Here is a 26,379-nt window from a genome sequence, read left to right as displayed (position 1 = left end):
CGCTTTCTTAACCGAAGGTTGCGTTTAGTGCCATGGAGAATCTGGAACCGAAGCTCGGCTTCTTTGCCTTTCCATCTACTCGAACAAACTCATAATCTTTCGAACGAAGGAAGAAGGTCCTTGCCTTAAACTCGAATGTAAATCCGGGCCATAAAGTGGTATTTCTACCTGTGCTTGTATTGTACCAGCTTACGCAACCTCCGGTGGTCCAAACAGAACGACTGAGACGGTCTTGGATCTCAGCGTTAAATCGGTCTTGTACATCTTTTCGGACATCCATGAATTTTATATTCTTCTTACGAAGATAACGAATTCCTTGCAGAGCGTATTGCACTTGGGATTCGATCATCAGGATCATAGAACTATGGCCTAAACCTGTATTCGGTCCCACGATCATAAAGAGATTCGGAAAGCCCGAGATAGTTGTCCCAAGATACGCTTCCGCTCCATCTTCCCAAGCATCCGAAAGTAATTGGCCGTTCCTCCCACGTATCTCAAAAGGGGAGACCGCTTCTGCTGCTTGGAAGCCGGTCGCGAAGATGATCGCATCTACCTTGTGTTCCTTTCCATCCTTAGTCTTGACGCCGGAAGCTGTGATCTCTTCGATCCCGTCTGTGACCAGCTCGACATTCTCTCTATTCAAGGCGGGGTAATAATCGTTGGAGAGAAGGATCCGTTTACAACCAATCGTATACGTCGGAGTTAGTTTCTGCCTTAATTCCGGATTTGGAATACTCTTTGCGATGAAATTCTTTGCAAATTTCTCTATGATCTTCATAAGCTTCGGATTGATTGCAAATGCGATCACTCCGATCTCGTTGATCCAATAGATCGCTTTTCGGAACAACCAACGAAGAGGAGGAATGAATTTAAAGATCCCTTTTACGGAACTTCCGATCTGTGCATCCGGTTTCGGAATGATCCAAGGAGGAGTTCTCTGAAAAAGTTTTAAGGTACCCACGATCGGAGCGATGGTAGGTACGATCTGGATCGCACTCGCTCCTGTTCCGATCACTGCTACCGTTTTTCCTTCCAAGTTATAATTATGATCCCACTTTGCAGAATGGAATTTTGCGCCTTTGAATGTATCGATCCCTTTGATATTCGGAAGAACTGGACGGCTCAAACCACCGGTTCCACTTACAACCGCCTTTGCTTTATATACTTCTCCGTTAGCAGTGCTGATCTCCCAGATCCCAAGTTTCTCGTCGAAGCGGGCCCCGTTCACCTCTACATTCGTGCGAATATGAGATCTGATTCCGAAGCGATCGGTGCAATCGTTCATATAATCTAGGATCTCTCTTTGAGGACCGAATAATCTGGACCAATTCGATTTGGGAGCAAAGGAGAAGGAATAAAGGTGAGACTGTACGTCGCAGGCAGCACCCGGGTAGGTATTTTCTCTCCAGGTCCCTCCTACACCATTCCCTTTTTCTAAAATAACAAAAGATCCTATTCCCGCCTTCTTTAGTCGGATCCCCATACAGAGTCCTGCAAATCCGGTCCCAATGATGAGAACATCTAAAATCTTTTCCGCTTGGGCTGTTTGATTCACGCTCGGTCTTTCTAATGTTTGAGCTGTCATTTTGATTCTCTCCTCTACAGATCTTATCCGAAACAGTTTGCCTCGGGTTTCGCTTGGAATAGAGAATAACCGGTTTCTTTCAAGCGATCGTCCGATCTTAGGATTTCCGACCGAAAATCGAATGCAGATTCCGGAATAGACCAGTATGTTTTCTTTCGGAATGACATTTCCGCATCCCTACTTAGAAAATCCCTAAAAATGAGAACCACTTTTCCTATTACGAACCCGTGATATAAGAGCGAAAGGCTTGAAACAATCTAAAACGGAAGGTATCGTAATGCCAACAGAGGAAATATTCGTCGTTCCGAAGGAATTAAGGAATAGCCTGGGAGAAGAAGGAACGGAGGCCCTAGTCGGTTTCCTGAACCAAACCCAAGCAGGAGGCAGGAAATTCATGGAAGAAACGATCTCCGAAAGATTCGAGAGAAGACTCGTGGAGGAAACCGGTCAACTCCGTTTGGAACTTCGAGAAGAAACAGGAAAATTGCGTATCGAACTTCGAGCCGAAGCTGCAAAACTTCGAAGTGAAATGGCGGATTTGAAATTGGAAATAAAACAAGAACTGCAAAGCGAAGTAGGAAAACTCCGACAAGAATTAACTGATTTTAAGCTCGAAGTAAAAGAAGAATTTAAAAGAGTATGGATCGCGATCGCGGAATTAAGAGCGGAAATGCATGCAGGATTTGCAAAGATCCAAGAACAATTTACGGAAGTATATAAAGAACTCGCTGAAATCCACAAGTCGATCAATAACCAAACCAAATGGATCATCGCCGGAATATTTGGCGCTGTGCTTCCAATCTATTTAGCACTCATCAAATTAATATTCCAATGAATAAAAAAACCCCGGTTTTGAAGCCGGGGTTTTTTCCTACATTGAATAAAAGAGAGGGATTAAGGGCGAACCGAAATCACTTCGTCTTTGTTAATCAAAGCAACGATGTGTTTGTATTCAGGAGAATCCTTTCCATATTTCAACTCGGTAGCTCTTAGAAGGTGAATGTTCTTCTTGTGACGGAATTTGAACATTTGGTCTTCGCTCGCTCCACCGTATTTCTTGATCATGTTTTCTTCGAAAGCGTAGCAGCTTGCAAGATACTTGTGAGCTGGGTATTCTTTCTCATTTTCATTAACCTCGATGTAGAGTTCCAGTATAGGAATACACTGAGGTAAGTTTTGTAGATCGTATTCGGTAACAATCCAAGATCTATATACATCGGAGAGAAGTCTTTTAAACTCGGCACGCTCACGCAAATCCGGGTTTTTGATCTCGTCCAAGTGGTTGATAGCCTTGGTGAAATAATTCAATGCTTGTTGTTTAGCTTCCAGTTTTTGACGGGAAACGACGCGATCCTCGCGAGCTTTACGGTCGACTTTTTGCCAATACCATTTCTCGTCTAAACGCTTCTTCTCCGCCTCTTCTTTACGGTACTGTTCAACAGCTTCCCTCATCTTGAGGACGGTATTCACTCCGGATTGATAGCTAGTTAGGGCCAGGCGGAACTTGTTGTTCGCGAAAGCCTTAGAAAGCTGATGGAGTTCTTGGAAGTTTTTGTCGTAACCTTTGAAGTCAGGGTTCTTCCAGATCGCTTCCTGCTCCTGGATCTCTTTTTTACGTTTCTTAGCTTCTTCCGTCAGATTCTTGTCGTCATCTTCCGGAACTAGCTCGCCTTTTAGCAGTTCGTCGATCTTATCGGCTGCTGCCTTGGCATCCGTAGTGTCCTGCCCCCCGCCTTGTTGGTTCTGTGCGAACAAGGAGAGGTTGAGTCCGACCACGGTCAGAAGAACGAATATAGTCTTCATCACCTTCATAGTGCTCACACCTGTGCCTTCTCTATTCAAAGATAGGATTTAGAAAGAGGACGGCAAAGTCCTTTTCTTCTGTTTAACTATCGGTTACCTATCCGCGGATATAAACCCGGATTAGAAAAAATTTCCCTTTTTTATTGAATAAGCGACATAAACGTCCAATCTTTTTTTGCGGCCATTTTTAGGGAAAATCGATAGTTTTCCGCCTATTCATTCCCCGAAGGATTTTCGGAAAACTCCTCCAGGATCGCTTTAGAAGGAGAACTTGTCAGCAGATTTTTATGATCCTTCGGAAATGGAGAAATTGCAGATTTCTTTCTTTCTCTTCCTTCCCTTTCTCGCAGTTTGGACTCAAAGCATGAACTTAAAAAATTTAACTCCGATCCGAGAAGGTTCTCCTACTTGCAAAATTTGTGAAGGAGTGGGTTTTCTTTTGGAAGAGAACGTGAAAAATTCCAGTTCGGGGGTTCTTGTGCTTTGTTCCTGCGTGGGCGAGTCCTGTCCCTGCGGAGGTAAGGCTCCTTATATGGTGTATGATGAGAGCCAGAACAAAATGCTTCCTTGCGTTTGTCATGACGCAAGAATCGAGTTGGGAGGCATTGAATTCCTGGTAAGAAAAGCAGGTATTCCTCCTCGTTACAAATACAGGACCTTAGATAGAATGGACTTAAATGTCGATGCACCGGGCAAAGACGGGTTCGTTATCGCTCATAATTGGGCCCACGATCTTATACGTGATTGGGGAAAGGAAGGGATCAAGCCGGAAGGCTTGTATCTTTGGGGAGGGACCGGATCCGGAAAAACCCTTCTTGCCTGCGCCATTTTAAATGAATTAATCCTTCGATATGGGACTGAGTGTAAATACGCAAAGATCAATCGGGACTTTCTTTCTACGATCCGAGATAGCTATCAGAAAGAAAGCGAGCTTCATGGGATGGAACAGACCATCAAGAAACAATTCACTGATGTAGAAGTTCTAGTCCTGGATGATTTCGGCGCTAACAAAGAATCGGATTGGGCAAATTCCCAATTATACGATCTAATTGATTCCAGGTATGAAGAAGAAAAACTAACGATCCTTACTTCCAATATTTCTCCCGTTGAATGGAAGGATAAAGCGGAAGGAAGGATCTTTTCTAGACTGATGGAGATGGCACATCCTTTGCATTTGGATTGCCCGGACTATAGGCTTATTCATTCGGTTTATAAGGTGGAATAAATGGGATCCAAAGAACACATTTCTATTCTTTCTCTCGGCACTAATTTGGGAAAAAGAGAAGAATATCTGAAAGATGCAGTTCTTAGGATAGGGGCTCATCCGGAGATCAAGATCCTGAAGCAAGGTACTCCGATGAATACGGAAGCGTTAGAAGTAACGGACCAACCCGATTTTTTAAATCAACTCCTAAAGATCTCAACAACACTAGCGCCGAAAGTTTTGTTAGAAGTATTGCTCAATATCGAGAATGAAATGGGTCGTGTTCGCACAAGGGACAAAGGACCTAGGATCATCGATATAGATATTCTCACATATGAAAAGATCAGATTGCATGAGAAGGGATTTCATCTTCCTCACCATAGCTTATTCACTCGTCCTTTTATATTAGAACTTTTAGATGAACTTGGAGAATCTTCTGTGATTGAGGATTTTCCTGCTCCCTCGGAGGAATAAAATGAGAGACGTCAGTAAAATATTCCCGAAAGGACAGAAGCCTCTCGAGAAGAAGATCTCGGTCCTTACTTGCTACGATTTCATGCTCGCTCGGATCCTAGAGGATTCCGGTGTGGATTGTATTTTGGTGGGTGACACTCTCGGAGTCGTTTTCCAAGGACAGCCTACCACCTTGCCGGTCACATTGGATGAAATGATCTACCATGCGAAGGCAGTTCGAAGAGGAGCTCCTAATACATTTATCACTGTAGATCTTCCTTTTTTATCCTACCAAGTATCGATCGAGGAAGGGATCCGATCCGCCGGAAAAGTAATGAAAGAAAGCGGATGCGACGCGGTGAAATTCGAGGGGGGAGGTCCTGAGATCCTGGAACTCATCTACAAATTAGAAAGGATCGGTATCCCTGTAATGGGACATATAGGTCTCACTCCTCAGTCCGTAAACGTTCTGGGTGGCCATAAGATCCAAGGTAAGGCCGAAGAAGATAAGGCTCGTTTGCTAAGCGAAGCCAAAGGGATCTCGGATGCCGGAGCCTTCTCCATTGTTTTTGAATTAATGCCTTCTGCTCTTTCGAGAGATATCTCCGCAGCGGTTCCGATTCCTACCATTGGAATTGGAGCTGGGGCTGATACGGACGGTCAGGTCCTAGTTATTTACGATTTTCTGGGACTGAACAAGGGCTTTCGTCCTAAGTTCTTGAAAACTTATATGAACGGGTACGAAGAAGTCTCGGGTGCAGTCAAAAATTATATTCAAGAAGTGCGAAATGGAAGTTTTCCGGGGCCGGAACATTCTCATTAAATCTCTTTTCTTGTGGATTTCTTGACGTTCCGTGTGTAACCGAAAGGCTGGAGAGAGAATCGATCCTGATTCGAAAATCTTCGAAAGAGAGGAGAAAGCGGCTACGTGGACATAGTAGAACTCGAGAAAGGATACCCGGAAACCGAAGCAAAAATAAAGGCTCTCGCCACCGAGTGCGGAAATGCGACTGAGATCATTCGCGGAGCCGTAGTCTCGGACACGATTCATTTTATTGGGGATACTCGTAAGATCTCCGACAAAGAAGGTTACGTGAAGGAACTTCCGGGCGTAACTAGAATCTGGAACGTATCCCTTCCTTACAAAAATATTGCACGTACTGCTGCCGGAAAGAATGGCGAAGTGGTTCATAGAGAGAACCGCATTGTAGAAGTTCCCGGCAAAGATGGACTGGTCCGTAAATTCGGAACAGGGAAACATATCTTTGTGGTCGGTCCTGATTCTCCTCAGACCTACGAACAGACTATTACTATCGCTAAGCAAGCCGTTGAACTCGGAAAGAAATACGGGATCCTGGACCGGATCATTTTTCGAGGTGGTGCTTTCAAACCTAGAACTCGTCCGACGGATTGGAGAGGAATGGGTTGGGACGGAATTAAATTACTCGATCGAGTAAAAGAAGAAACCGGACTTCCTTATGTGACCGAGGTCATGGACCATACCATGGCGGAAGAGGTTTCCAAGCATGCGGATATGATCCAGATCGGAACTCGTAACGCGCAGGATTTTGAATTATTAGAAGCAGTTGGGCGGACAGGCAAACCTGTGATCTTGAAAAGAGGTTTCGGGAACGAAGCGATCGAATGGTTCTCCGCTGCAGAATACATTGCTAATCAAGGAAATTTGAATATAGTTCTTTGCGAGAGGGGAGTAAAAACTCTTTTCATCAAGGAAGGATATTGCCGAAATACTCCCGACTTGAATGTGATCACTCATGCAAAGAACCAAACGATTCTTCCTGTGATCTTCGATCCGAGCCATGTTGCGGGAGACGATAAAATCGTGGTTTCGAACCTTCTTGCATCCCTTCCTTTCAATCCGGACGGATCGATCACGGAGACATTGCACGAAGAAGGATTCCGTAAAGAGCAAATGTGCGATGCGGCTCAAGCACTTCTCATGTCTTTATATGAGAAGACTGTCGAAGCAATTCTTACTTACGAAGAAAAGATCAAACCTATCACAGATAAGGTGGATTCTTATTTTTTGGAACGTAAAGGGAAGAAGTGATCTTCCCTAATTAGGGATTTGAGATCTTAATCTGGAAATTTGGGAGCCAGTTCCTGTTTGGTCTGCTCCCAAAGGCTTGGAAGCTCCTCGCAAAGTTTTACGGTAGCATCCATATTGCCCGCTTTCAAATTCGATTCTGCTTCCGTTACTGTCTTTTGCATTCCTGCCAATCCAAAGTTGGCGGCAACTCCCTTGGTCTGATGAAGTTCTGCTTGCAGTTCCTGGGCCTTTTTCTCGATTGCAAAAGTCTTAATATTCTCTAAACGACTGTTCATGTTCTTGCGAAGTGAGCGAACCATATCTTCCAGCCATATTCTGTCATCTTCGTCATCACCTTGTTTGAGTGAATCTAAACGAGACCAATCTATCAGCATATTTCTCTCCTTTCCGAACCGCGTTTGGCAAACAGACTTCGCATAGGAAAATTCGACCGGATTTCGGATCGATTACCGACCCCAATTATTTCTAGCTTGAATAAAAAATCCACGTCGATTTTCGTATTATCGAAGATTTAAGAGGCGAAACTTAATGAAAATTCACCCAACAGCCATAGTCGATTCTAAAGCAGAATTGCACGAATCCGTCGAAGTGGGAGCATATTCCATCATAGAGAAGGATGTGGTAATCGGCGAGGGAACAGTGATCGAGACCGGAGCGAGAATTTTCGCAGGAACTCGGTTCGGCAAATTTAACAAAGTTCATCACGGAGCCGTGATCGGAGTAGGGCCTCAGGACTTAGGATTCGATCCGAACACTGCGAGTAAAACTATCATCGGCGATAATAATACGTTTAAGGAATATTCCAATATTCACAGAGGAACGAAGGTAGATTCTCCTACAATCATCGGAAACAGGAATTACGTTATGGGGAATGCTCACGTGGGCCACGATTGCATTCTAGGAGACGACAATATTTTAACTCACGGACTAGTGCTTGCAGGACATGTGACAGTAGGGAACAAGGCCTTTATCTCCGGCTTGGTTGCAGTTCACCAATTCTGTTTTGTGGGAGACTATGCGATGATCGCAGGTTGTTCCAAAGTAGTTCAAGATGTTCCACCCTATGCGACTGCAGACGGAAATCCTTGCTCCATCATCGGATTGAATACAGTGGGATTAAAAAGGGCAGGATTCTCTCCCGAACTTCGCACTGCGATCAAGAATGCGTATAAGACTATCTATCATTCCGGAATGAATTACAGAGCGGCTTTAGACGAGTTGGAAAAACAATCCAATAATCCTAAGGAAGTTTTGGACATTATCAAATTCTTTAGGAACAGCGATAGAGGAGTGATGAATCACAGATAATCCTCGCTCCGAAGTATTTTAGAATACTCATTTGAAGAAGACCGGAAGTCCTTTAAAAAGGATCCGGTCTTTTTTATTTGATCCTTTCGCAGTCCGGATTGATCGAAGTCACATATTCTAAGGGAAGGTTTCCCAGAACTTCGGAGCCTTGGAACTTACCGGTAAGTTTCAATTGGCCGTTTTTATATGCATTTACCCAATCTTTTTGGAATCGATTGGCGAGAGGGGCATAGGACCAATGCCATTTTTCCTCGTTGTAGCCTTTATTCCCTCTATCTTGTTTAGGAGTGTAGGGTTGGCAGAATCCGAATTTATGGGCATTCTGTTTCATCCAGTTGTAGAAGACTTCTCCCTTTCCCCCTTTTTCAAAATAAGAATTTTCTAATGCGTTAATGTCTATGTCCGTACCCCAATGGTGACGAGAGGTCCCAGGAGCGCTGGAGAATTCCAAGATCAAGGACACGATCTCGTTCGGGGCCTTGCCTGTAACAGTCTCTCTCATCTTCTTCTTGCCTGAGTATTTATCTTCCCAAATGGATTTTTGATCGGAGTAAGAGCGATACGCGGAAACGATAAAAGGCGCCTGCCTTTCTTCCGGATGGGCCTTTTTGTATTCCTCTTTCAATTTTAAAAAGGCGGTCTTAGTTTCCTGGCGTAGGTGGAATTGCCTCGGATCTCCCGGATTGGAATAAGCAACCAAGGCCTTCTCTTTCTGAAAATCTCCCATGAGATAGGAAAGGCTGGATACTCCTTGGTATGTTTCTTCGTTGGATTGAGAAAAAACAGAATCAGTTCCTAAAGCAGTAAGTAATAAGACTAGAAAGACTTTGGACGGCATTTTTCCATATTCTTCAAAAGCGATTCTTGGAAAAGGGATTTTCGACCTTCTTCTTGATCCGAGTCGCTTGATTTTACATGATCTCATCTTGCCGATCTAGATCCTAAAAACGACGAATTTGGATTGCTTTCTCTTCGAAATTAGATTGAACTTAGCTTTCAGTTGGAAATTTTTTGTAAAAAAACAAATAGGGAGAACCCTAGATGAAAAAAATCATCACTCTTCTTCTGCCCCTGACTCTGATGTTCAATTGCGTTCTATTCGATAAGATAGGTTTATCTTATCCGGATACCGTTAGTGGCACCGAAGCTAAGAATATTATTCTTACGAGCGCCGTCATAGGATCTGCTACAACCGGCTTCTCTGTACTTTCCGTTCTCGCTCCGCAACTTGCGAAAGTCGAAAATGATAAGTATTATAATAAATCGGACGTGGATGATTGCGCTAATAACGCTCTGATCTTCAACCTGTTGACTGTGGACTTAGGTGGCTATAGCTGCAATTTGGAAGCTAGACCTACTCTTATTCCTTATATTTACTAATTCTAATTTAGTTAAGGAAAGAAGGCCTTTGATCTGTCGGACTCGGCGGATCAAAGGCTTTTTATTTTTAATTGGAGAAAAGAAGTGCGCCTTCCGAGAATCTCTGAGCGATCTCGGATCTTTCTAGGTCCCCCAGATTTCCGAACTTTTCCGCATCCTCTCTGGAGATCTCGATCCATTCTCTGTCTTCTCTTAAGTCCGCGATCTTGAAGTCAGGAAGTCCGCTTTGTCGGACACCCAAGAGCTCTCCTGGGCCTCTCAGTTTTAGATCGGCTTCGGAAAGAAAGAATCCGTCGTTGGAATCCACAAGGGCTTGGATCCTGTATCTTGCTTCTTCTGTGATCTTTGAGTCGGAGAGAAGGATACAGAAACTCTCGTGTTTTCCCCGGCCCACCCTTCCTCGTAACTGATGTAGTTGAGAGATGCCGAATCGATCCGAATGCTCGATGACCATGACCGATGCATTTGGGACATCCACGCCTACTTCGATCACAGTGGTGCTGACTAAAATTTGGATCTCATTCTGTTGGAATAATTTCATCACCCTATCTTTCTCGGAGGTGTCCATTTTTCCATGCAAGAGCCCGACTTTGAATTCGGGAAATACATCTTTTCTTAGGGTCTCATAGGCTTCTATACAGGACTTTAGATCCGATTTTTCGGATTCTTCTACCAATGGATAAACGATATAACATTGTCTTCCTTGGCTTACGTATTTCTGGATGGACTTATAGACTCCGGCCCTTCTGTCTTCGGTGAACCAAAGTGTTTTGATGGGGATCCTACCCGCAGGCCGGTTCTTTAAGGTGACTAATTCGAGATCTCCATAAAGAGTCAGACAAAGAGTTCTGGGAATAGGGGTCGCAGTCATTGCCAGAATATCCGGATTCTTCCCTTTGGATCTTAAGGTCTCTCTTTGTTCTACTCCGAATTTATGCTGTTCGTCTATGATCACGAGCCCTAAGTCTTTGAACTCCACATCTTCTTGGAATACGCTATGAGTTCCTATGACAAATAAGGATTCACCGGTCTTGATCCGATAGATCTTTTCCGCTCGGTTCTTCTTCGGTTCCTTTCCTACCAGGAGTTCTATTCCGAGAAAAGGCATATTCCCTAAAAAGTTCATTATGGTTTGGTAATGTTGTCTGGCCAAGATCTCTGTTGGAGCAACCATGCATACTTGTACATGGTTATCGATATAACGAAGCGCAGTTAGTAATGCTACCAAGGTTTTACCGGAGCCCACATCTCCCTGCAATAGGATTGCCGCAGGAGTGTCCGACTTGGTCCATTCATTGATCTTTTCCAGGCTTTCCTTCTGGTCCTTTGTGAGTTCGAAAGGAAGATTGGGGACCAAATTCTTAGCTGTTTTCGATTCTGGCAAAGGCCATAGGATCCTCGGGACTTTTGCTCTCTGGGACTTTTTGTATTCGATCAGAAGATTAAAATAATATAATTCTTCGTATTTGAATCTGGTCCTGGCTCGACCCAGATTCTCGTCTTCTTTCGGGAAATGGATCTCCGTGTATGCATTGTAACGATCCATTAGATTTCTTTTCTTCAATACTTCGGAAGGCAGGATTTCCGGGATCTTTCCCTCTAAACTTCCTAAAGCATAATGGATCAGCTTTCTTAATTCTCTGGAATTGATATGCTCATCTCTCATCGCTTCCGTAGTTGGATAGAGAGGAATGATCCGGCCTGTATGAATGCTTTCGGGTAGATCTTCTTCGGAGATATCTGAATTCCCGCCTTGAGAGAGGACCTCGTAGTCCGGATGAATGAGTTGGAATCCCCGGAAGTATTCCAGTTTTCCCGTAACAGCTACCAGGATGCCCGACTGAAAGATCCTACGAAAGAATTGGATCCCTTTAAAGAAAACTAAACTGATAGGCTCGTTGTTCTTTGTCTTCGCAGAGACCACTAACCTGGATTTTTTTCCATGAGCCAAATAGGAATCTATAACTTCGACGATGAGAGTGACTGACTCTCCTTGTTTCAGCAGGATGTTTTCGGTGAGATTTCGATCCAAGTAGCGACGAGGGAACCAGCCCAAAAGATCCTGAAGGGTCTTGATCCCTACGGACTCCAAGACTTCTTGTTTCTTAGGACCTACGCCTTTCAGGACGGCGATGGAACTTTGTAAGCTTAGATTCTTTTTTTCAGAGACCGAGTTCTTCATCGTGGACTGGTTTTGGTTCGGGAGAATTCTGAGGAATTCCTTCCGGAGCCGAACTCGAATCATCCAATCCTAAGTAACAATATCGGCAACCATAAATCCTGGCCTGGCGCTTCGCTCCGGGAGTGGCAGGCTCAAAAAGAACTGCGTATAGATATTCATGTTTATCCAAGAAACGTCCGCATACGGGGCAAAGCCTTGGTCTAGGAAGATTCGGATCCCAATCTCCTCCGTAGACTTTTCTAGGATTTCCGTAATTCTTATCTTTCGGCTTCTTGGAATCCTTCTTATCCAGTCTCTTGGTATCTACCGTATACAAAACATGAAAGAAGAGTGCAGCAGCACCCAGAGCGGCGACTAAGGTAAGAAAGGTGATCATTGCTTTAGATAATCCTTGATCTTCTCCGCCATGGACCCGGGCAAATAAATTCCTTTCTCTGCCAATCTTCCGGCATATTTATGAAAGGAATAAGTATGTTGAGAGGATTTGATAATACCTTCAAAACATTCTTCTAAGGAATCGGAGATCTTTTCCCAGAGAGGAAGGTTTTCCGAGATCATATTCTCATATCTATGCAATAGCCTGCGATTCACTCCTCTGCAGATAGATCTATAAAAGCAGAATCGGATCAGGATCGGGGATTCACCGTTCTTTTCCTTAATATCCTTTTCAAGCTGGTTCAGATTGATGCTATCTACGATCTCTAATTTGTAAGCCTGAGAATTATGCTCAAAGGTAACCAGGTTCAGGAACATATGTTTGAAGAGAGAGATCTTATAGCAGTTTTCCAATCCGCATTCCCCCATCTTTCCTTCCTCGCATCTGGTATACATGACGATATCGGTGTCGGAATCCTGAGTTGCCTGTCCGAAATTCAAAGAACCTAATATATCGAAGGCAACCTCATCCCCTTCGTAATTGATAAGCTTACTGAATTTTTTGAAATCCTCTATCCTCTCTCTGGAGACATGAGTCTCATGCGATCTAAAGAATTTCTTCAGACCGATAAATTTAACGATATTAGAGTTCGAACTTAGTTTAGGGAGAGTCATACTACTATCGAATAAAATCTTCCGCCGAAACTTCAGAGTCGTTGCTTGTACTGACAAGTTCCAACTTGTCTCCAGAACAATCGACCTCCATGAGATGGCGAATTGAGTGATCCGATAGTCTATTCAGTTTTACTTTTTTTACAAGATTGTTTTCTATTTCTATCTCGGAGAAGAAGCCTCCGGGTTGGAATCCAAATACGGAATCCACGGGTCCGAAGTTAGAAGGATTCAAAAACACTGTTTTTCCTTTTTTGATAATGCCTTGGTCCTCGTGCACATGACCGGATACTACGAGAGAGGGTGAATAATCGTCTAGATATCTTCTGATCCCTTGCGATCCCACATTTCCGAAACTTGGGATCTTATCCAAGAATCCGTACGCGGGATTATGGATGACTACTATATCCGGATTTTCTTCTTTAAAGAAATCCTCCGGCTCGCTGTAATTCTTTCCATTACGAGTGTACTCGTGGAATTTCACTGCGAGTTTTTCCGGGATCCCGGAGGTGATGACCGGGGCTCCCCCGTATCCGGCGAATTTCAATCCTCCGAACTCGAATATCTTTCGATGTAGGTCCCTTTCATATAGAGCGGAATACTGAAGATCTATATCGTAGTTACCCGGCAAGACCCAAACAGGAGCCTTAGCGTATTTTTGGATTATGATCTCTATAAGTTCGTACTTCTCTTTCATCGTCTTTGCCGCTTGATGAAAGAGCCTTCTATAATCGTGAGATTTCTCTACGACCGCAGTCTGGTATTTTTCAGGAAAACGAACGGCTCTAGTCGCATAATCGTACGCATTAATTTCTTCCTTCATGTTCTCCGTGAAACGATACATTTCTTCTTGGAGGGTTACGAATTCTATAATGCGTTCAGGATTGAAAAAGGCTTTGTAGATGATGTCGCCGGAGAAGAGATACAGATCGCATTCGGTTCCTAGGAGGACTTCCTTCAATCCTCTTAGCCCGTCGTGGATATCGGTGAGGTAAACAATCCTCATTTGGACCTATCCTAATCTTACATTAAACGACTAACGCCGTTCGACCTGTTCTCAATACTGATTCTGAAAAAAGGCATGAGATTGTCCAATCTTTCTAGTCTCTCCAGAGCATCAGCATACTGTCTTCGTTTTCGGAAATCGGCTCGACTCTCAAATAATCCGGTCCAAAAAAATCCAGTAAGGGTTTTAGGATCGTGTTCGAGCGAACGAAAAGGAAAACATTTCCCTTCTCCGGAATTACTTTTTGGACGGAAACTTTTCCGGCAACCTCCGGGATCTCCGCTAAAAAATAATTCAGATCGATTTGGATCTCATTCCCTACTTCTGTAAGGGATAGTATCTCTGGGATCTCTTCGACGATCTCTTCTAAAATTAATCTGCGATGGAATTTGAAAACCTTGGAAAAAATCCGGATCGGATCCACAGATCTAGGATTGTAATCATAAAGACGGAAAGCCTCTATTCGGAACACGACTCTATTCCCACTTACTTGGACAGGGCGAAGGGACAATTTGTATTTGATATAATCGGTTCTTAGGAGCTTGGACCAGGCTAGTCCCTTGATGCAATAATGGCCAAAGAGATAGAGTACTCCTCTTCCCGAATCCATTTCTAAGGACTCAAGATCCTCCGTTCCTTCGACCACCTTTTTTTGTAGGACCTTGTTCAGGGAATGAAGAAGGACTGCGATCCGATAATTGCTCTTTAATCCTCTTTCTTCTTGGAAACTTTTTCCGGTCAGAAAATCCAGAAGATTGAATCCCGAGAGTTTGCGCAGATCGAGCATGGAAGAACAAAGTTAGCCTTTCGGATTCGGTCGGTAAACCTCATTTCTATTTTCTTTCAAATTTAGAAGGAAGTGAACATCGATCGTTCGACTTTTTTTTCTTGCCGTTCCGAGCATTCCCGATCAGGATCATCGTTCCTTGGGTAGAAGGGAAAGGATTATTCATGCAAATAGGCGTTATCGGATCCGGAAGTTTTGGCACCTCGCTCGGAGTCTTGCTCGCAGACAAAGGTTACGATGTCACTCTCTGGGGAAGGAACGCCGACCTGATCCGAGAGATAAACGAAACCCATCGCAACGAAAAATATTTGCCCGGGGTCGATCTTCCCAAGAATTTAAAGGGAACTCTACGTTTGGAAGAAGCGGTCAAGGATATGCAGATGATCGTTTCGGCTCCTCCTTCTCATGCGATCACCGATATTTTAAAAGAAATTAAATCGTATCTGCCTGAAAAGGCCCCTATTGTTTCCGCGAGTAAGGGTATAGAGAATGGAACCCTTCGTTTGGTCTCCGAGATCTTCGAAGCGGAGTTACCCGGAAAATTCCATAGTGGACTTTCTTATTTATCGGGGCCTAGCTTCGCAAAGGAACTTGTAAAAAGAGTTCCGACCATAGTGAGTATTGCTTCCAAGAACGAGGCAACTGCTCGAAAGGTTCAGGAAATTTTCAGTTTCACCTATTTTAGGACCTATTGGACTCCCGATGTGGTCGGAGTGGAAGTCGGCGGATCTTTGAAGAATGTGATCGCAATCGCCGCAGGAGTAGCAGACGGACTAGGCTTCGGACAAAATACGAGAGCAGCTTTGATCACCAGGGGTCTTACTGAAATTTCCAGACTAGGGGTTAAATTGGGGGCCGACCCTCTTACCTTTCTCGGGCCATCGGGTATGGGCGACTTGATCCTGACTTGTTGTGGAGAAGCTTCCAGAAATCGTACAGTCGGTTTTAGATTAGGTAAAGGAGAGAGCTTGGATTCTATCCTGGGAGGAATGACCGAAGTCGCAGAAGGCGTGAAAACTGCCAAAAGCGGTTTCGAGTTATCCCAGAAATTGAACATCGAAATGGCCATAACGACCGAGGTGTATAAAATGCTTTACGAACATAAGAATCCGAAGGACGTTGTTAGAGATTTGATGGGCAGAGACTTGAAACGCGAAGGTCTTTAAGCCGATCTAAGAACGAAATCGATTCCCTTGCAAAACGCAATTTTAAATATTCGTAAACTAGGCGAATCCCGCCTTTTCATTAAGTACATTCCATTTTTATTAATTTGTTTTTGTTCCTATTGCCAATCCTTGTCCGCTCAGTCTCGGGGCGAGTACGGCTGGACCGGGGCTCCCGGAAACTTCTCCTTTTTGATGGATGGAAAATCGGTTTTAACTAAGGAAACCGATTTCAATTCTATTCCGGAAAGCCTAAGTCCGGCCCAAAGATCTGAGTTCGTTATCGTTGCCGGAGAATATCTGCTCTTAAACAAGGACTCCGGAAAATTCTCCAATCTGATGGGAGCCATTCGAAAGGATAAGGATCTCAGTTTTGCAGAAGTCATCCTGCAGTATTTCGAGGATATTTATTTTTCCAAGAAGGGCAAGGGAGAGGCAGGCCTCAAAGCTTGGAACGCTCCTGCAAACGATCCGTATCTGGTCGATCTGCTTAAATCTACTCGTAACGTTCTTCTTTATAAAAAGCCTTCCGAAAAAGTAAAATGCTCCATTAAGAAACCATACTATTCTTTTTGCAGGATGCTTCGCTTAGGCGGATATCTTGCGGACATGAAGCCCGGTGACTCGAGTCATGAAAGGGAATATACCAATCTGCAGAGAATACTTTCCCCATATCCGGGAGTCACCGATCCGGAGGAGAAGGAGCTAAAACATCTTCCTTTTCTTTCTCATTTTCTACCCGGGATCTCGGATTACTTGGCCGAGTTAGGATTTGCCAGGGATGCGATCCAATTCTCCAAGATCGGGATCGTGTCCGAGAATCTAGGAGGGAGGCTGGTACCGTATTCTTACGAGAAACTTGCGTATTATTATTTGATCGATGGGGATGCAAACGCAGCGGAGAAGGTCCTAAAATATATCATAGATCGCCAAGGAGAGATAACGACTTCGTATAAGAATTCTCTCTATTTGAAATTGGGAACTCTTGCCTATTTACAAGGAGATGCTTCCAGAGCGCTGGACTATTATTTGAATTTGGATTTCCTGCATTGGTCTGCAAGGATCCTACATCCTTTATTGGGAGAATCTATCTCTATCAACAGCGCGAGAGATCTGGTATCTATTGCGGTTTGGAGATCCAAGAATTCCCATAAGGCAGTGGACGCTCTGCAATCCGTGAGTACTCCTAAGAATTTATCCGAGGATGATCTATCGACCAGACTTAGGATCATACAGATCCTTTCCGAAGATGAACCTGAGGTTGCGGCAAAACTTGCCATGGATCTGAGCTTTCTTGCGCAAAGCAAAGGCTGGAGAAGAGTAGAATACTCCGCAACTCTGCTTCACGGTTTCCTGCAGCTAAAGACGAACAATCTTAGAAAAGCGATCATAGAATTCACAAAGGCTGCCGGTATCCTAAGAGAAGATCCTTCTTACAAGGAGGAGTGGATCCGATTGAATGGGCTTTTTCTTTCTCATAAGGAATCTACGAATTTAAGAGGAGTAAAATCCTTTTTGGATCAGGCGATCCGCATTGCCGCTGCAGGTTATCCGGACGATAAAGTATACGAAATCAAGAATTATCTTCCTCCTTCTTTTGGAACGAAGAACTTGGAGAATTCAGCTATCGATTTCTATTCTAGACATGGATATCATCAGGATCTTCTTTCTTTCTTGATCCATTCAGAAGAGAACTTGGAACTACAAGAAGAGGATTCTCCGGTAGAGTTAGGTATTGTGAGAAGTCATATGAGATCTCTCAAATACAAGGGATTCTATCCGCCTGGAAGAGAGCCTTGGACTTCTTCTTGGTCCGAGATCCGGGCAAAAGAAGCGGCTCGAATCAGAGAGGAACTGGATCCTATTTCTAATGCGAATTTCAAAAAGATCAGCCAGCCGTTATTAGCTCTGTTCGTAAAAGATAAGAGAGTCTTTTTATTCCAAAAGGACGGGGATTCTTCCGAGTTGGAATTCAAAGAATTGAATACGGATAATGCCACGAGCTATACCGCTCAGTTTGCTTTGAGGTCCGCAATGGATTCCTTCTCTAAGAAAGATCGGGTTCAGGTCTATTTAAACGCTTCCGGAATAGAAGCTGTAGATTATTTGAAGAAGGAATTCCCGGATTCGGAGATCAAACTATTCCGTAGATTCGATAAGAGAGAAGACTCGGATCATGCAAAGAAGGTATATATTCCCGCTTGCGAGAATCTTTCTCCTAAGAATCTGCCGGAAGGCGAAGGTCATCTGAGTTGGCAGCCTATTTCATTACAATATTATGAAGGAATAAAAGTCCTTCAGGGCAAGTCCTCTCTTTTGCTTTGGAATATCAAGGTTTCTAACAAGTCTCCGAGCGGACTTAGGGATTACGAATGGTCCTGTGGGCCGGATACTTTCGCTTTTCGTAAAATGAAGAGAAGATTGGATTTTAGGAATCTTCCGGATCGTATCGTATTCACGAAAGATTCCCTAAGCGGTTCCGGTTGGGGAGATAAATCTGAGGATTTTCTGGACTGGGCCAGGTTCTGGCTGAGTACAGGCACTTCTCGACTGTACTATGTTAAATCTTGGAATCCTGAGTCCGAATCCGACATAAACTTACTGGAGCGATTGGCCAATGAGAATGGGGACCCGAACCTGAATTCTAAGGTTCTGAAGATGGTCCGAAATGCAGAATAAACATGCATTTCCTATGCGAAGTAGTTACGAATTTTTCAAGTTTTTCGGTTCCAAAACACTCGACAACGCATGGTTTTTCATGGATGGTATCATTTACATCAGATGGACCCCGATAGTAGAATCCGGATTTCTCCGGACCATATAGATTTTTCCCCCACCTTGCTTTATTCTTTCGAACTAGTTACCAACCTAAATCTGAATTTCGGAAGATCTTGTCGTTAATGGACGTGATCGGATTTTTCGTTATTCTTCTCCTTATCTTTGCCAATGGATTCTTCGTGTCCGCAGAATTCGCATTGGTCTCGATCCGACCTTCTCGCTTAGAGGAGATGATCCGAGAAAATCGACCCTTGGCCGTGATCACAAAGAAGGCTGCGACCATGTTAAACGACATGCTCTCCGTCTGTCAGGTCGGGATCACGATCGCGAGTCTACTCCTCGGTTGGGTGGGAGAAGGTTATCTTTCTCGTTGGATCCTTCCTATCTTTCATTATGCGGGTTATTCGGATGTGACCGCTCATGGGGTTGCGGTAGCGATCTCATTTGCTCTGATCACCTTCTTGCATATTCTCTTAGGAGAGTTGCTTCCTAAGACGGTCGCTATCCAAAAGACGGAGACTCTCGCACTTGTCACAAGTGTTCCTATATTCTTTTTTTATTATCTATTTTTTCCGATCACATTCTTCTTGAACGGGATGACTTCCTTTCTCCTGAAAAGGATCGGTTTTAAGGAAGATTCCCATCGGATCATCCATTCTCCAGAAGAGTTGATGATCCTGATCCAAGAACAAAACATACAGGGAAATATAGATCAGGAAGAATTCCAGATCATCAAAAAGACTTTCGAATTCTCCGAGCATCTTGCTAAAGATGTAATGACACATCGTTTGAGCATTGTGGGAATTCCTGCCGATACCAGTATGGACGGAGTACTCGTGGTGATCGCGGAACATCACTTCTCCCGTTATCCTGTCTACGAAGGAACGACTGATAATATAGTAGGTATCATACATGTTCAGGCATTTCTCGCCTGGCTTTCCGAGTCCAAGAGAAATAAGAAGTCTACGAAAGTGACTTCTATCATGCAGCCTCCGATCGTCGTTCCGGAAGGAATGTCCATAGAGAAGATACTTCAAAAATTAAGGGCTGCGAAACAGCATATGGCCATCGTCGTAGACGAGTATGGCGGAGTTTCCGGCCTCTTGACCATGGAAGATATTGTGGAAGAGGTCTTCGGTGAGATCCGAGACGAGACCGACGATCATGAAACGGATGCTGTTCCTTCTCATTCTCCTGATGCGTTCGATATAGACGGAGAGACGGAATTGGACGAACTCAAGGAGATCCTCATAGGGATCCAAGAGGAAGAACTGAACGATATCCGTACCATCGCAGGATTTATTTTGGATAAGTTAGAAGATATTCCTAAAGAAGGGACCGAAGTTAAGATCCCGGAAGGAATACTGACTGTTGAGAAAATGGACGGGAATAAGATCATGACAGTTCGATTTACTAGACTTTCCAGACCTTCTTCCTTTGCGATTTAAGTTGTAAATCCTTTCGACAGCTCGTACTTTGTAAGAATGGAAAAGAAGGATATTCTAATTGCAGTCAGCGGAAGTATCGCGGCCTTTCGTGCCTGCGAGTTGGTTCGTAATCTTGTAAAAGAAGGATATCCTGTCTCCGTGATCATGACGGAGAATGCGACCAAGTTCATAGGTCCGATCACCTTCGAGGCTCTTACCGGCAAAAAAGTCCAGATAGACGAATACGAGCACGGAATGGCCCATATAGACGCTCGAAACAGAGCCGCAGTGATTGCTGTGGTCCCTGCTACCGCGAATTTGATCGCGAAAATGGCGAACGGGATCGCGGACGATCTTGTAACTTCTACCTATCTTGCTGCGAAATGTCCTGTGTTAGTGGCACCTGCGATGAATCCGAATATGTTCACTCATCCCAGCACTCAAAGGAACCTGGCCCGTTTGAAAGAAGACGGGGTCATTATCCTGGATCCTCAGGAAGGAGTGGTGGTTTGCGGTGACGAAGGTTACGGAAAATTGGCCGACGTTCCTGTGATGCAAAAGAAGATCATCGAGTACTATAACAAATCTTCCCAATAGTTTTTCCCTTGGATAAATATTCAAAAATTATAATAAGTTCCGGACCTACTCGAGAGTGGATCGACCCAGTACGTTTTATTTCCAACGCTTCTTCCGGCAAAATGGGCTTCTGTTTGGCGGAGAAGGCTGCGTATCTCGGGATCGAAGTGGTTTACGTGAGAGGCCTAACCGAGGCTCAATATTCCAATCCTAAAGGCGCTAGAGTGGTAAAGGTAGAAACCACGGAAGAAATGAAGGATGCTATTCTAAAGGAAATGCAATCTTCTTCTGTATTGATCATGGCGGCCGCTCCTGCGGATTTCCGTCCCAAGAATTCTACCGATTCCAAGATCAAGAAAGAAGAAGGAAGCGAAACTCTATCTTTGGAACTCGTTAAGAATCCGGATATTCTTCTCTCCGTAGATGAGAAAGTGGTTTCTCAGAATCTGAAACATATATTGAGAGTGGGCTTTTCTGCGGAGACCGATCTTCTGGATAAAAATGCCACAGGTAAATTAGAAAGAAAGAATTTGGATTTTATCGTAGGAAATTATGTGGGCAAGGATTCCAAAGGTTTCGGGGATCTGGATACCAGCGTGATCATTTTCGGAAGGGAAGGTTCTAGAAAGGAATTAGGACCAGCTTCTAAGGAGAAGATTGCAGCTCAAATTTTAGAATATTTGAATATTGCTTCTAAGGAAGGACAACTGTCCCCGTGATCATTTAAAGACTGCTTTGGCTTCTTCCAAAGTATGGTAAATAGCCACTTTTTTGGGAAGTTCCATCAATCGGATCACATTCTCTAAGAAATGGTTCAGACCGCCGATCACGATCTTTCCGTTATGTTGGTCCACAGTCTTGATCAGAGTGAGTAGGGTAGCAACTCCTACACTATTGATATATTCCAAAGAAGACAGATCCAATATGATCTCGTAGATCCCTTCGTCGAAAACGAAATTGATCTTTCTGGAAATTTCGAAAGCGTTCGTATTCGTCACTTTTCCGTTCATGGTGACGACCAGGAGTTCCTTGTCCCCCACTGATGTTTTACTAGTTTCTATGAACAGGCCTTCGAATTCCGTTTTTGCCATTTTTATCCAGTCCGAGCTTATAGCGTCAGTATCCCGTCTTTTATGGATGCGGTTAATTCCGTCCAGCCGGAGACGTTTTCCGGTGTAGAATGGGCTTTTGCGTTTCCACGAAAAAGTATTCTCGATTTTCCTTTTGGAGCAGATACCAAGGAGGTACCGTTCCGAAGGTGATTGGACGAGAAATCCCGTCAATATCCAAAAATAAATCCAAATGGGAATCCCCGAAACCTTTCCATAGAGAGAGGATAGACGGACATTCGAACATCTTTATAGCTTATCTTCCAGACGGATCGCAATAGAAGGCTCTAAAATCACCTCTAACGCGTCTATCCTACCCAGGGAGGCTGAAATAGAAGCCTCCACACAAGGATGGGTAACGACCACTACTTCAACCGGTTCTTTTTGGGATTCGTTTTGTCGAACCGAAGAAATAGAAACTCCGTTAGTTCCTAGATCCTTTGCGATTTCGGCCAAAACTCCCGGCTGGTCCAAGGTGTTAAACCTCAGATAATACCTAGCTTCGGTTTGATTCGCTTCCGATATGGATGCCTTGGGGAATCTGTTCTTTTCGCCCGGAAGATGTTTCCCTCTTCGCAGACCGTAAAAGATCAGATCCGAAACCACTGCAGACGCAGTAGGAAGAGCTCCCGCTCCTTTTCCTACGATCAGACCCGGTCCCGCAAATGCCGTTTTGTAATACACAGCATTTGTTTCGTTCATCACACTTGCGAAGGCATGATGTTTTGGGATCATCACTGGTTGCACTCTAGCTTCGACCTTTCCGTCCAATTTACGGACAAGTCCTAATAACTTGATCCTATAGCCTAGTTCGGAGGCAAAGGCGATATCCAATCGCGTAATCTTTGTTATTCCCTCGATTGCAATGCTCTGTAAAGGAATTTTCTCGCCGAAGGCAAGGGACCCGAGTATACTTATTTTATGAGCCGTATCTATTCCTTCTACATCGAAGCTAGGATCCGCTTCCGCGAAACCCTTTTCCTGCGCTAGAGCAAGAGCCTCTTTGTAATCCAAACCTTCCGTTTCCATTTTGGAAAGAATGAAGTTGGTAGTTCCGTTTAGAATACCGTAAAGTCCTAAAATTCTATCTCCGGCCATGCAGTTCCGAATAGCTCGAATGATGGGGATGGAGCCGCCTACTGCCGCTTCGAATCCGATCTCGGTAGAATTCTCTTCTGCGGCTCTATAAATGCCTTCTCCTTTTTCGGAGAGCAATGCCTTGTTTGCGGTAACGACCGTTTGCTTGGATTTTAAGGCCTCGAGTACGATCTCTTCGGAGACTGTAGTACCTCCTACAAGCTCTAAAACCAGATCAATTTCCGGGTTTCCTACGACTGCTTTGTAATCTTCTGTTACTTTTGCTTTGGAAAAATTCTTTAAAAGGGGAGCGATCTTAGAAGGGGTACGCGTGCAAATTGTATGTACTTGAACAGATAAGCCGAATTCTTTTTCAAACCTGGAAGATTCTTCCGAAAGAATTTTTAAAACTCCCGAGCCAACGGTGCCTGCGCCTATTAATCCGATCCGAATCGTTTGCATTCTGGGACAATCCTTTCTCGCATACTCGAAACATTCGACCTTTTTCCGATTGGGCAGGGGCTTTCCTTAAGCTTGTATGGATTTTTCTTTACTAAATGGCCTACTCTTGGTAGGAATCTATTTGAAGACGGTCTTAGAGATCCGTCGAGTCGGCTTTGTTAAGATCGCCGCTCAAATCCACCGAATGAAAGGATAACCTCTTTATGGCGAATCGTCGTAAGCCCCCTCGCAAATCAGCCGGGAAAAAACAAGAATCTTCCCATAAACACCCAGGGGGAAACCGGGGTCAGCAGCAGCATAAGAAGAGACCGGATCACGGTCGTTCCAACAGACACCAGCAACAAACAGTCGCCACTAAGATCTCGGAAACGATGAAAGAATTGCCGATGAGATCTGCTCAGCCGAGTGGAGGATCTTCCACCTGGGTCAAGATCATCGGTTTTATCGCAGTTGCATTGATCTTGTTTTTCGGATACTTTATTGTTCGCGAATATTTGGATAAGACCCCCGTTTACGGAAAACACGGTTGGGACGAGTCCGCGGGAGAAGCCGTCACTTGGGAAGATGCAGTGAAATATTGTTCTTCTAGACGCAAAAGATTACCAGACAAAGAGGAACTGAAAAGCTTCTCTAAAAGAGCGGATAAGAAGCTCAAATCGGCAGGAGTCTTTTGGTCCACTAGTCCGAGCGATAAAGGTGATTATACGACTGTCAATCTGAGTACAGGCGAATATGGGTCCAGCGAGACCTCGCATAAATTCGCTGCGATCTGCGTGAAATAGATCGAACCAAAGATTTCCGGAGGGTAGGAAATGGCAGTATTGACCTTCGCTAGCGTTAGCTATCTTACCGGATTCATTCTCTCCGGTCTCTGTGCTTTTTTTCTTCTGGCAAGAAGGGAAAAGCTGGAGACTACGCAGCATTTGGGTTGGGTATTTCTATACTGCGCCCTTCTGCAATTTTCCTTTTTAGTCGGGACCTCTGTTTATCATCCTCTTTCTTTTTTGCATAGATGGGTGGCTTTGCCTTCCGCCTTCTTGGTCTTCGCTCACTTAAGTCTATATTTCTTTTTACTGAATCCCCAGGCAACGATCCGCACCGGAAGAATACTTTTGGGAGTGGGTTACCTTCTTGCTTTAAGCGTTTTGATACTGCATATAGTGGGAACCATCTTTAGCAGACCGGTCTACGACTTTTCCGGAGGGGTCTTCGACGTAATCCGAAGAACGGATGAGAAGATCATTGCTTGGATTGGGATCGTTTATCTTTTCTCGACCTTGTGCTTTGGGGTGTGGCGAAGTTTCGAAGCACATAGATTGGATGTTCGATTGATGGCACTTTCCGTTTGGGTGCCCTTTCTTCTTCTTTTAGGAACTACGATCCTATATCATTTCAAGGAGATTGCTTTTCCGATCGATAGAGCTATTGCCCTGTCTTTTTGGAATCCTATCTTCTTAGTTGCATTATTCCTGGCATGGTTCGTACATCTAAGAGCTTCCGGAGAAGCTTTTAGCCTAAGAGCTCCCATCTTACTGGGGATCATATTATTGCTCTTATTCGTTTTTCAAGGAAGCAGTTGGCTTTTTATACAACCTGGATTGGAGTCTTTTGGAGATACGGTTCGAGAGAGATTGAAAGCTCAGGATCTTTCTTCTGATTCGTATTCCTTGACTGCACAGAATAACGACGGCTTCATTCTTTCCGCCTCCGGAGGTTTGGAACCTTCTTTATTTACGGAATCGAGAAAAGAACTAATACTTTCCTTTATATGGGAAAATCCTTCTTCGATCTCCAAAGAATATCCTGCTTATTCAAAGGTAGCGGAGTCCTGGAAAAATTCCGAAAAATATTCGGAAAATCTAATGGATTTTTCCAAAAGTCTGGAGAAGGTCCGTAAGAAGATACGCAATCTTCCTGAAAAAGGGATCAGAGCTTGGATCCTGGATGTTCTGAATTCCGAAGGGAAGGATGAGAAGCTTGCCCAATTCATGAGAATTCTTTCCGAGTCCGTTAAGAATTCTTCCGCAGAAGGCGAAGCCCTGCGTGCCCTTGTTTTAGAACAAATGAGAGAGTTAGTCCAAGACGGCGAGCCTAGATTCAGACGGATCACAGGCATAGGTTCCGAAGAATATTATTATTCTATCATACATAAATCTCCTGGAAAGACGCAGACAAAGGAAATCGGGATCCCTTACGGAGAATACCTGGCTTTTGAGACCGGACTTCTTAAAAAACCTCTTATTGCATTTTTACTCTGTCTGCTTTTGTTTTCCATTGCCGCAAACGCGTTTTTCTCCTTCTTCTTATTGCATCCTCTGGAAAGATTATATTCCGGATTGGAACTCGCCACAGAAGGAGATCTGCAAAGGGAATTGCATCCCGAGGCCTGGGACGAGATTGGAAGTCTTGCGGATCAATTCAATCGGATGATCCAATCCATTCGTTCCGGTTCCGATCAAGAAGCATGGCATACTACGGAACTCGATCCTCGGAACGGGTCTCGCTCTTCTTGGAAAGAGATCGCGAATAAAATGAAATACACCAGTTCTCCCCAAGAGTTGAGGAGAATGCTAATCGATCTACAGAACCAGAGCGAGCCTCATCCGATCCGCTCTAAGTTGATCCTAAAGCTCGGGCTCAAGATCCGGGATTACAAGACTGCATACTTAGCTGCACAAGAGTTGAGATCCATGGGAGTCGTGAAAGACCCGGAAATGCTTTTTATTCTTTCTTATTGCGCTAAGAAGATCGGAGATCTGCAAGAGGCAATTCGATTGGCGGAAGAAGTCAGGTCCATCTTGCCTCAGCATATACAAAACAAGCTTCATCTTGCGGAAATGTATTATCATGCGAATCGACTCTCTGAGGCTCAGGAACTTGCGATCGAGATCAGAAGAGAGCAGGGATCCTCTCCTGCGGTTACGAAGCTATTGAATGCGATAGAAAAAAAAGGCGTGTAGG

The 26,379-nt window shown here is 44.2% G+C and carries 26 protein-coding genes; 14 read left to right on the top strand and 12 right to left on the bottom strand.

Annotated features, from left to right (window positions below; all coding sequences use genetic code 11):
- Positions 1–7: 7 nt before the first annotated feature.
- Both EHO57_RS06225 and EHO57_RS18765 read right to left on the bottom strand, forming a co-directional pair.
- Complete coding sequence (locus EHO57_RS06225) at positions 8–1,585, bottom strand: flavin-containing monooxygenase (RefSeq protein ID WP_135643863.1); 1,578 nt, start codon at positions 1,583–1,585, stop codon at positions 8–10.
- Positions 1,586–1,608: 23 nt separating this feature from the next.
- Positions 1,609–1,752, bottom strand: a complete 144-nt coding sequence (locus tag EHO57_RS18765; protein ID WP_167882259.1) for a hypothetical protein — start codon at positions 1,750–1,752, stop codon at positions 1,609–1,611.
- 80 nt (positions 1,753–1,832) lie between these two features.
- On the opposite strand from EHO57_RS18765, the gene EHO57_RS06220 reads away from it, so the two are divergent.
- Positions 1,833–2,420 (top strand): LA_3696 family protein, encoded by a 588-nt coding sequence (locus tag EHO57_RS06220; RefSeq protein WP_246050560.1) that lies wholly within the window; start codon positions 1,833–1,835, stop codon positions 2,418–2,420.
- Between the two features lie 59 nt (positions 2,421–2,479).
- Here EHO57_RS06220 and fcpA read toward each other — a convergent pair whose 3' ends face one another.
- Positions 2,480–3,397 (bottom strand): flagellar coiling protein FcpA, encoded by a 918-nt coding sequence (fcpA, locus tag EHO57_RS06215; protein WP_135645390.1) that lies wholly within the window; start codon positions 3,395–3,397, stop codon positions 2,480–2,482.
- A 355-nt stretch (positions 3,398–3,752) separates the two neighbouring features.
- Between fcpA and zapE the strand changes: the two genes are divergently transcribed.
- The 4 genes from zapE to EHO57_RS06195 all read left to right on the top strand — a co-directional run bounded on the left by zapE (position 3,753) and on the right by EHO57_RS06195 (position 7,116).
- Positions 3,753–4,613: an AFG1/ZapE family ATPase gene (gene zapE, locus EHO57_RS06210; RefSeq protein ID WP_135645388.1), complete on the top strand. Its 861-nt coding sequence runs from the start codon at positions 3,753–3,755 to the stop codon at positions 4,611–4,613.
- Positions 4,614–5,066 (top strand): 2-amino-4-hydroxy-6-hydroxymethyldihydropteridine diphosphokinase, encoded by a 453-nt coding sequence (gene folK, locus EHO57_RS06205; RefSeq protein ID WP_135643861.1) that lies wholly within the window; start codon positions 4,614–4,616, stop codon positions 5,064–5,066. It abuts the gene before it with no gap.
- A 1-nt stretch (position 5,067) separates the two neighbouring features.
- Entirely contained in the window at positions 5,068–5,868 is an 801-nt protein-coding gene (panB, locus tag EHO57_RS06200) for a 3-methyl-2-oxobutanoate hydroxymethyltransferase (RefSeq protein WP_135643860.1), read from the top strand.
- Between the two features lie 105 nt (positions 5,869–5,973).
- Positions 5,974–7,116 (top strand): N-acetylneuraminate synthase family protein, encoded by a 1,143-nt coding sequence (locus tag EHO57_RS06195; protein ID WP_135643858.1) that lies wholly within the window; start codon positions 5,974–5,976, stop codon positions 7,114–7,116.
- Positions 7,117–7,142: 26 nt separating this feature from the next.
- On the opposite strand, the gene EHO57_RS06190 is transcribed toward EHO57_RS06195, so the two are convergent.
- The gene (locus tag EHO57_RS06190; protein WP_135643856.1) at positions 7,143–7,490 is read right to left on the bottom strand and encodes an Hpt domain-containing protein; all 348 of its coding nucleotides are present in this window, start codon (positions 7,488–7,490) and stop codon (positions 7,143–7,145) included.
- Positions 7,491–7,644: 154 nt separating this feature from the next.
- Here EHO57_RS06190 and lpxA point away from each other — a divergent pair, with 154 nt between their 5' ends.
- Positions 7,645–8,424 (top strand): acyl-ACP--UDP-N-acetylglucosamine O-acyltransferase, encoded by a 780-nt coding sequence (gene lpxA, locus EHO57_RS06185; protein WP_135643854.1) that lies wholly within the window; start codon positions 7,645–7,647, stop codon positions 8,422–8,424.
- Positions 8,425–8,497: 73 nt separating this feature from the next.
- Here the strand turns inward: lpxA and EHO57_RS06180 are convergent, their stop codons facing one another.
- Positions 8,498–9,262 (bottom strand): M15 family metallopeptidase, encoded by a 765-nt coding sequence (locus EHO57_RS06180; RefSeq protein ID WP_135643852.1) that lies wholly within the window; start codon positions 9,260–9,262, stop codon positions 8,498–8,500.
- Positions 9,263–9,465: 203 nt separating this feature from the next.
- Here EHO57_RS06180 and EHO57_RS06175 point away from each other — a divergent pair, with 203 nt between their 5' ends.
- Positions 9,466–9,804, top strand: a complete 339-nt coding sequence (locus EHO57_RS06175) for a TIGR04452 family lipoprotein (protein WP_135643850.1) — start codon at positions 9,466–9,468, stop codon at positions 9,802–9,804.
- 67 nt (positions 9,805–9,871) lie between these two features.
- Here EHO57_RS06175 and recG read toward each other — a convergent pair whose 3' ends face one another.
- The 5 genes from recG to EHO57_RS06150 form a co-directional block, all read right to left on the bottom strand.
- A complete protein-coding gene (gene recG, locus EHO57_RS06170; protein WP_135643847.1) occupies positions 9,872–11,986 on the bottom strand; it encodes an ATP-dependent DNA helicase RecG in 2,115 nt (704 codons plus the stop codon).
- Positions 11,967–12,362 carry a hypothetical protein gene (locus tag EHO57_RS06165; RefSeq protein WP_135643845.1) on the bottom strand — a complete coding sequence of 132 codons (396 nt, stop codon included), beginning with the start codon at positions 12,360–12,362 and terminating at the stop codon, positions 11,967–11,969. The genes recG and EHO57_RS06165 overlap by 20 nt, the downstream gene beginning before the upstream one ends.
- Positions 12,359–13,036 carry a hypothetical protein gene (locus tag EHO57_RS06160; protein ID WP_135643843.1) on the bottom strand — a complete coding sequence of 226 codons (678 nt, stop codon included), beginning with the start codon at positions 13,034–13,036 and terminating at the stop codon, positions 12,359–12,361. Before EHO57_RS06160 ends, EHO57_RS06165 begins: the two co-directional genes overlap by 4 nt.
- Positions 13,037–13,040: 4 nt before the next feature.
- Positions 13,041–14,039, bottom strand: coding sequence for a metallophosphoesterase family protein (locus EHO57_RS06155; RefSeq protein ID WP_135643841.1), 999 nt, complete (start codon positions 14,037–14,039; stop codon positions 13,041–13,043).
- A gap of 94 nt (positions 14,040–14,133) precedes the next feature.
- Complete coding sequence (locus tag EHO57_RS06150; RefSeq protein WP_135643838.1) at positions 14,134–14,826, bottom strand: hypothetical protein; 693 nt, start codon at positions 14,824–14,826, stop codon at positions 14,134–14,136.
- A gap of 164 nt (positions 14,827–14,990) precedes the next feature.
- On the opposite strand from EHO57_RS06150, the gene EHO57_RS06145 reads away from it, so the two are divergent.
- From EHO57_RS06145 to EHO57_RS06125, 5 genes are all read left to right on the top strand, one after another.
- On the top strand, positions 14,991–15,992 hold the full coding sequence (locus EHO57_RS06145; RefSeq protein ID WP_135643836.1) for an NAD(P)H-dependent glycerol-3-phosphate dehydrogenase: 1,002 nt from the start codon (positions 14,991–14,993) through the stop codon (positions 15,990–15,992).
- 192 nt (positions 15,993–16,184) lie between these two features.
- Positions 16,185–18,668, top strand: coding sequence for a tetratricopeptide repeat protein (locus tag EHO57_RS06140; RefSeq protein ID WP_246050558.1), 2,484 nt, complete (start codon positions 16,185–16,187; stop codon positions 18,666–18,668).
- Positions 18,669–18,889: 221 nt separating this feature from the next.
- Complete coding sequence (locus EHO57_RS06135; protein ID WP_135643832.1) at positions 18,890–20,215, top strand: hemolysin family protein; 1,326 nt, start codon at positions 18,890–18,892, stop codon at positions 20,213–20,215.
- A gap of 36 nt (positions 20,216–20,251) precedes the next feature.
- Positions 20,252–20,791, top strand: a complete 540-nt coding sequence (locus EHO57_RS06130; RefSeq protein ID WP_135643830.1) for a phosphopantothenoylcysteine decarboxylase — start codon at positions 20,252–20,254, stop codon at positions 20,789–20,791.
- Positions 20,792–20,799: 8 nt separating this feature from the next.
- The gene (locus tag EHO57_RS06125) at positions 20,800–21,489 is read left to right on the top strand and encodes a phosphopantothenoylcysteine decarboxylase domain-containing protein (protein WP_135643828.1); all 690 of its coding nucleotides are present in this window, start codon (positions 20,800–20,802) and stop codon (positions 21,487–21,489) included.
- Here EHO57_RS06125 and EHO57_RS06120 read toward each other — a convergent pair whose 3' ends face one another.
- Together EHO57_RS06120 and EHO57_RS06110 are read right to left on the bottom strand one after the other, a co-directional pair.
- A complete protein-coding gene (locus EHO57_RS06120; RefSeq protein WP_135643826.1) occupies positions 21,490–21,861 on the bottom strand; it encodes an STAS domain-containing protein in 372 nt (123 codons plus the stop codon).
- 267 nt (positions 21,862–22,128) lie between these two features.
- On the bottom strand, positions 22,129–23,418 hold the full coding sequence (locus EHO57_RS06110) for a homoserine dehydrogenase (RefSeq protein ID WP_135643823.1): 1,290 nt from the start codon (positions 23,416–23,418) through the stop codon (positions 22,129–22,131).
- A gap of 203 nt (positions 23,419–23,621) precedes the next feature.
- Between EHO57_RS06110 and EHO57_RS06105 the strand changes: the two genes are divergently transcribed.
- Together EHO57_RS06105 and EHO57_RS06100 are read left to right on the top strand one after the other, a co-directional pair.
- A complete protein-coding gene (locus tag EHO57_RS06105; RefSeq protein WP_135643821.1) occupies positions 23,622–24,200 on the top strand; it encodes an LIC_10572 family protein in 579 nt (192 codons plus the stop codon).
- Positions 24,201–24,230: 30 nt separating this feature from the next.
- The gene (locus tag EHO57_RS06100) at positions 24,231–26,378 is read left to right on the top strand and encodes a tetratricopeptide repeat protein (protein ID WP_135643820.1); all 2,148 of its coding nucleotides are present in this window, start codon (positions 24,231–24,233) and stop codon (positions 26,376–26,378) included.
- Position 26,379 lies beyond the last annotated feature (1 nt).

The sequence above is a fragment of the Leptospira langatensis genome (assembly GCF_004770615.1).
Lineage (GTDB): Bacteria > Spirochaetota > Leptospiria > Leptospirales > Leptospiraceae > Leptospira_B > Leptospira_B langatensis.
The sequence above is the reverse complement of the archived record's forward strand: the minus strand, read 5'-3'. Positions and strand labels throughout refer to the sequence as shown.

Excerpts from the sequence above, each read along its gene's own strand:
- EHO57_RS06130 (WP_135643830.1), top strand. The coding sequence starts at position 20,252 with ATGGAAAAGAAGGATATTCTAATTGCAGTCAGCGGAAGTATCGCGGCC.
- EHO57_RS06225 (WP_135643863.1), bottom strand. The coding sequence starts at position 1,585 with ATGACAGCTCAAACATTAGAAAGACCGAGCGTGAATCAAACAGCCCAA.
- EHO57_RS06145 (WP_135643836.1), top strand. The coding sequence starts at position 14,991 with ATGCAAATAGGCGTTATCGGATCCGGAAGTTTTGGCACCTCGCTCGGA.
- recG (WP_135643847.1), bottom strand. The coding sequence starts at position 11,986 with ATGAAGAACTCGGTCTCTGAAAAAAAGAATCTAAGCTTACAAAGTTCC.
- EHO57_RS06155 (WP_135643841.1), bottom strand. The coding sequence starts at position 14,039 with ATGAGGATTGTTTACCTCACCGATATCCACGACGGGCTAAGAGGATTG.
- lpxA (WP_135643854.1), top strand. The coding sequence starts at position 7,645 with ATGAAAATTCACCCAACAGCCATAGTCGATTCTAAAGCAGAATTGCAC.
- EHO57_RS06165 (WP_135643845.1), bottom strand. The coding sequence starts at position 12,362 with ATGATCACCTTTCTTACCTTAGTCGCCGCTCTGGGTGCTGCTGCACTC.
- EHO57_RS06135 (WP_135643832.1), top strand. The coding sequence starts at position 18,890 with ATGGACGTGATCGGATTTTTCGTTATTCTTCTCCTTATCTTTGCCAAT.
- EHO57_RS06110 (WP_135643823.1), bottom strand. The coding sequence starts at position 23,418 with ATGCAAACGATTCGGATCGGATTAATAGGCGCAGGCACCGTTGGCTCG.
- EHO57_RS18765 (WP_167882259.1), bottom strand. The coding sequence starts at position 1,752 with ATGTCATTCCGAAAGAAAACATACTGGTCTATTCCGGAATCTGCATTC.
- EHO57_RS06180 (WP_135643852.1), bottom strand. The coding sequence starts at position 9,262 with ATGCCGTCCAAAGTCTTTCTAGTCTTATTACTTACTGCTTTAGGAACT.
- EHO57_RS06160 (WP_135643843.1), bottom strand. The coding sequence starts at position 13,036 with ATGACTCTCCCTAAACTAAGTTCGAACTCTAATATCGTTAAATTTATC.
- EHO57_RS06190 (WP_135643856.1), bottom strand. The coding sequence starts at position 7,490 with ATGCTGATAGATTGGTCTCGTTTAGATTCACTCAAACAAGGTGATGAC.
- EHO57_RS06175 (WP_135643850.1), top strand. The coding sequence starts at position 9,466 with ATGAAAAAAATCATCACTCTTCTTCTGCCCCTGACTCTGATGTTCAAT.
- EHO57_RS06100 (WP_135643820.1), top strand. The coding sequence starts at position 24,231 with ATGGCAGTATTGACCTTCGCTAGCGTTAGCTATCTTACCGGATTCATT.
- EHO57_RS06120 (WP_135643826.1), bottom strand. The coding sequence starts at position 21,861 with ATGGCAAAAACGGAATTCGAAGGCCTGTTCATAGAAACTAGTAAAACA.
- EHO57_RS06140 (WP_246050558.1), top strand. The coding sequence starts at position 16,185 with ATGGATGGAAAATCGGTTTTAACTAAGGAAACCGATTTCAATTCTATT.
- EHO57_RS06150 (WP_135643838.1), bottom strand. The coding sequence starts at position 14,826 with ATGCTCGATCTGCGCAAACTCTCGGGATTCAATCTTCTGGATTTTCTG.
- EHO57_RS06105 (WP_135643821.1), top strand. The coding sequence starts at position 23,622 with ATGGCGAATCGTCGTAAGCCCCCTCGCAAATCAGCCGGGAAAAAACAA.
- folK (WP_135643861.1), top strand. The coding sequence starts at position 4,614 with ATGGGATCCAAAGAACACATTTCTATTCTTTCTCTCGGCACTAATTTG.
- panB (WP_135643860.1), top strand. The coding sequence starts at position 5,068 with ATGAGAGACGTCAGTAAAATATTCCCGAAAGGACAGAAGCCTCTCGAG.
- fcpA (WP_135645390.1), bottom strand. The coding sequence starts at position 3,397 with ATGAAGGTGATGAAGACTATATTCGTTCTTCTGACCGTGGTCGGACTC.
- zapE (WP_135645388.1), top strand. The coding sequence starts at position 3,753 with ATGAACTTAAAAAATTTAACTCCGATCCGAGAAGGTTCTCCTACTTGC.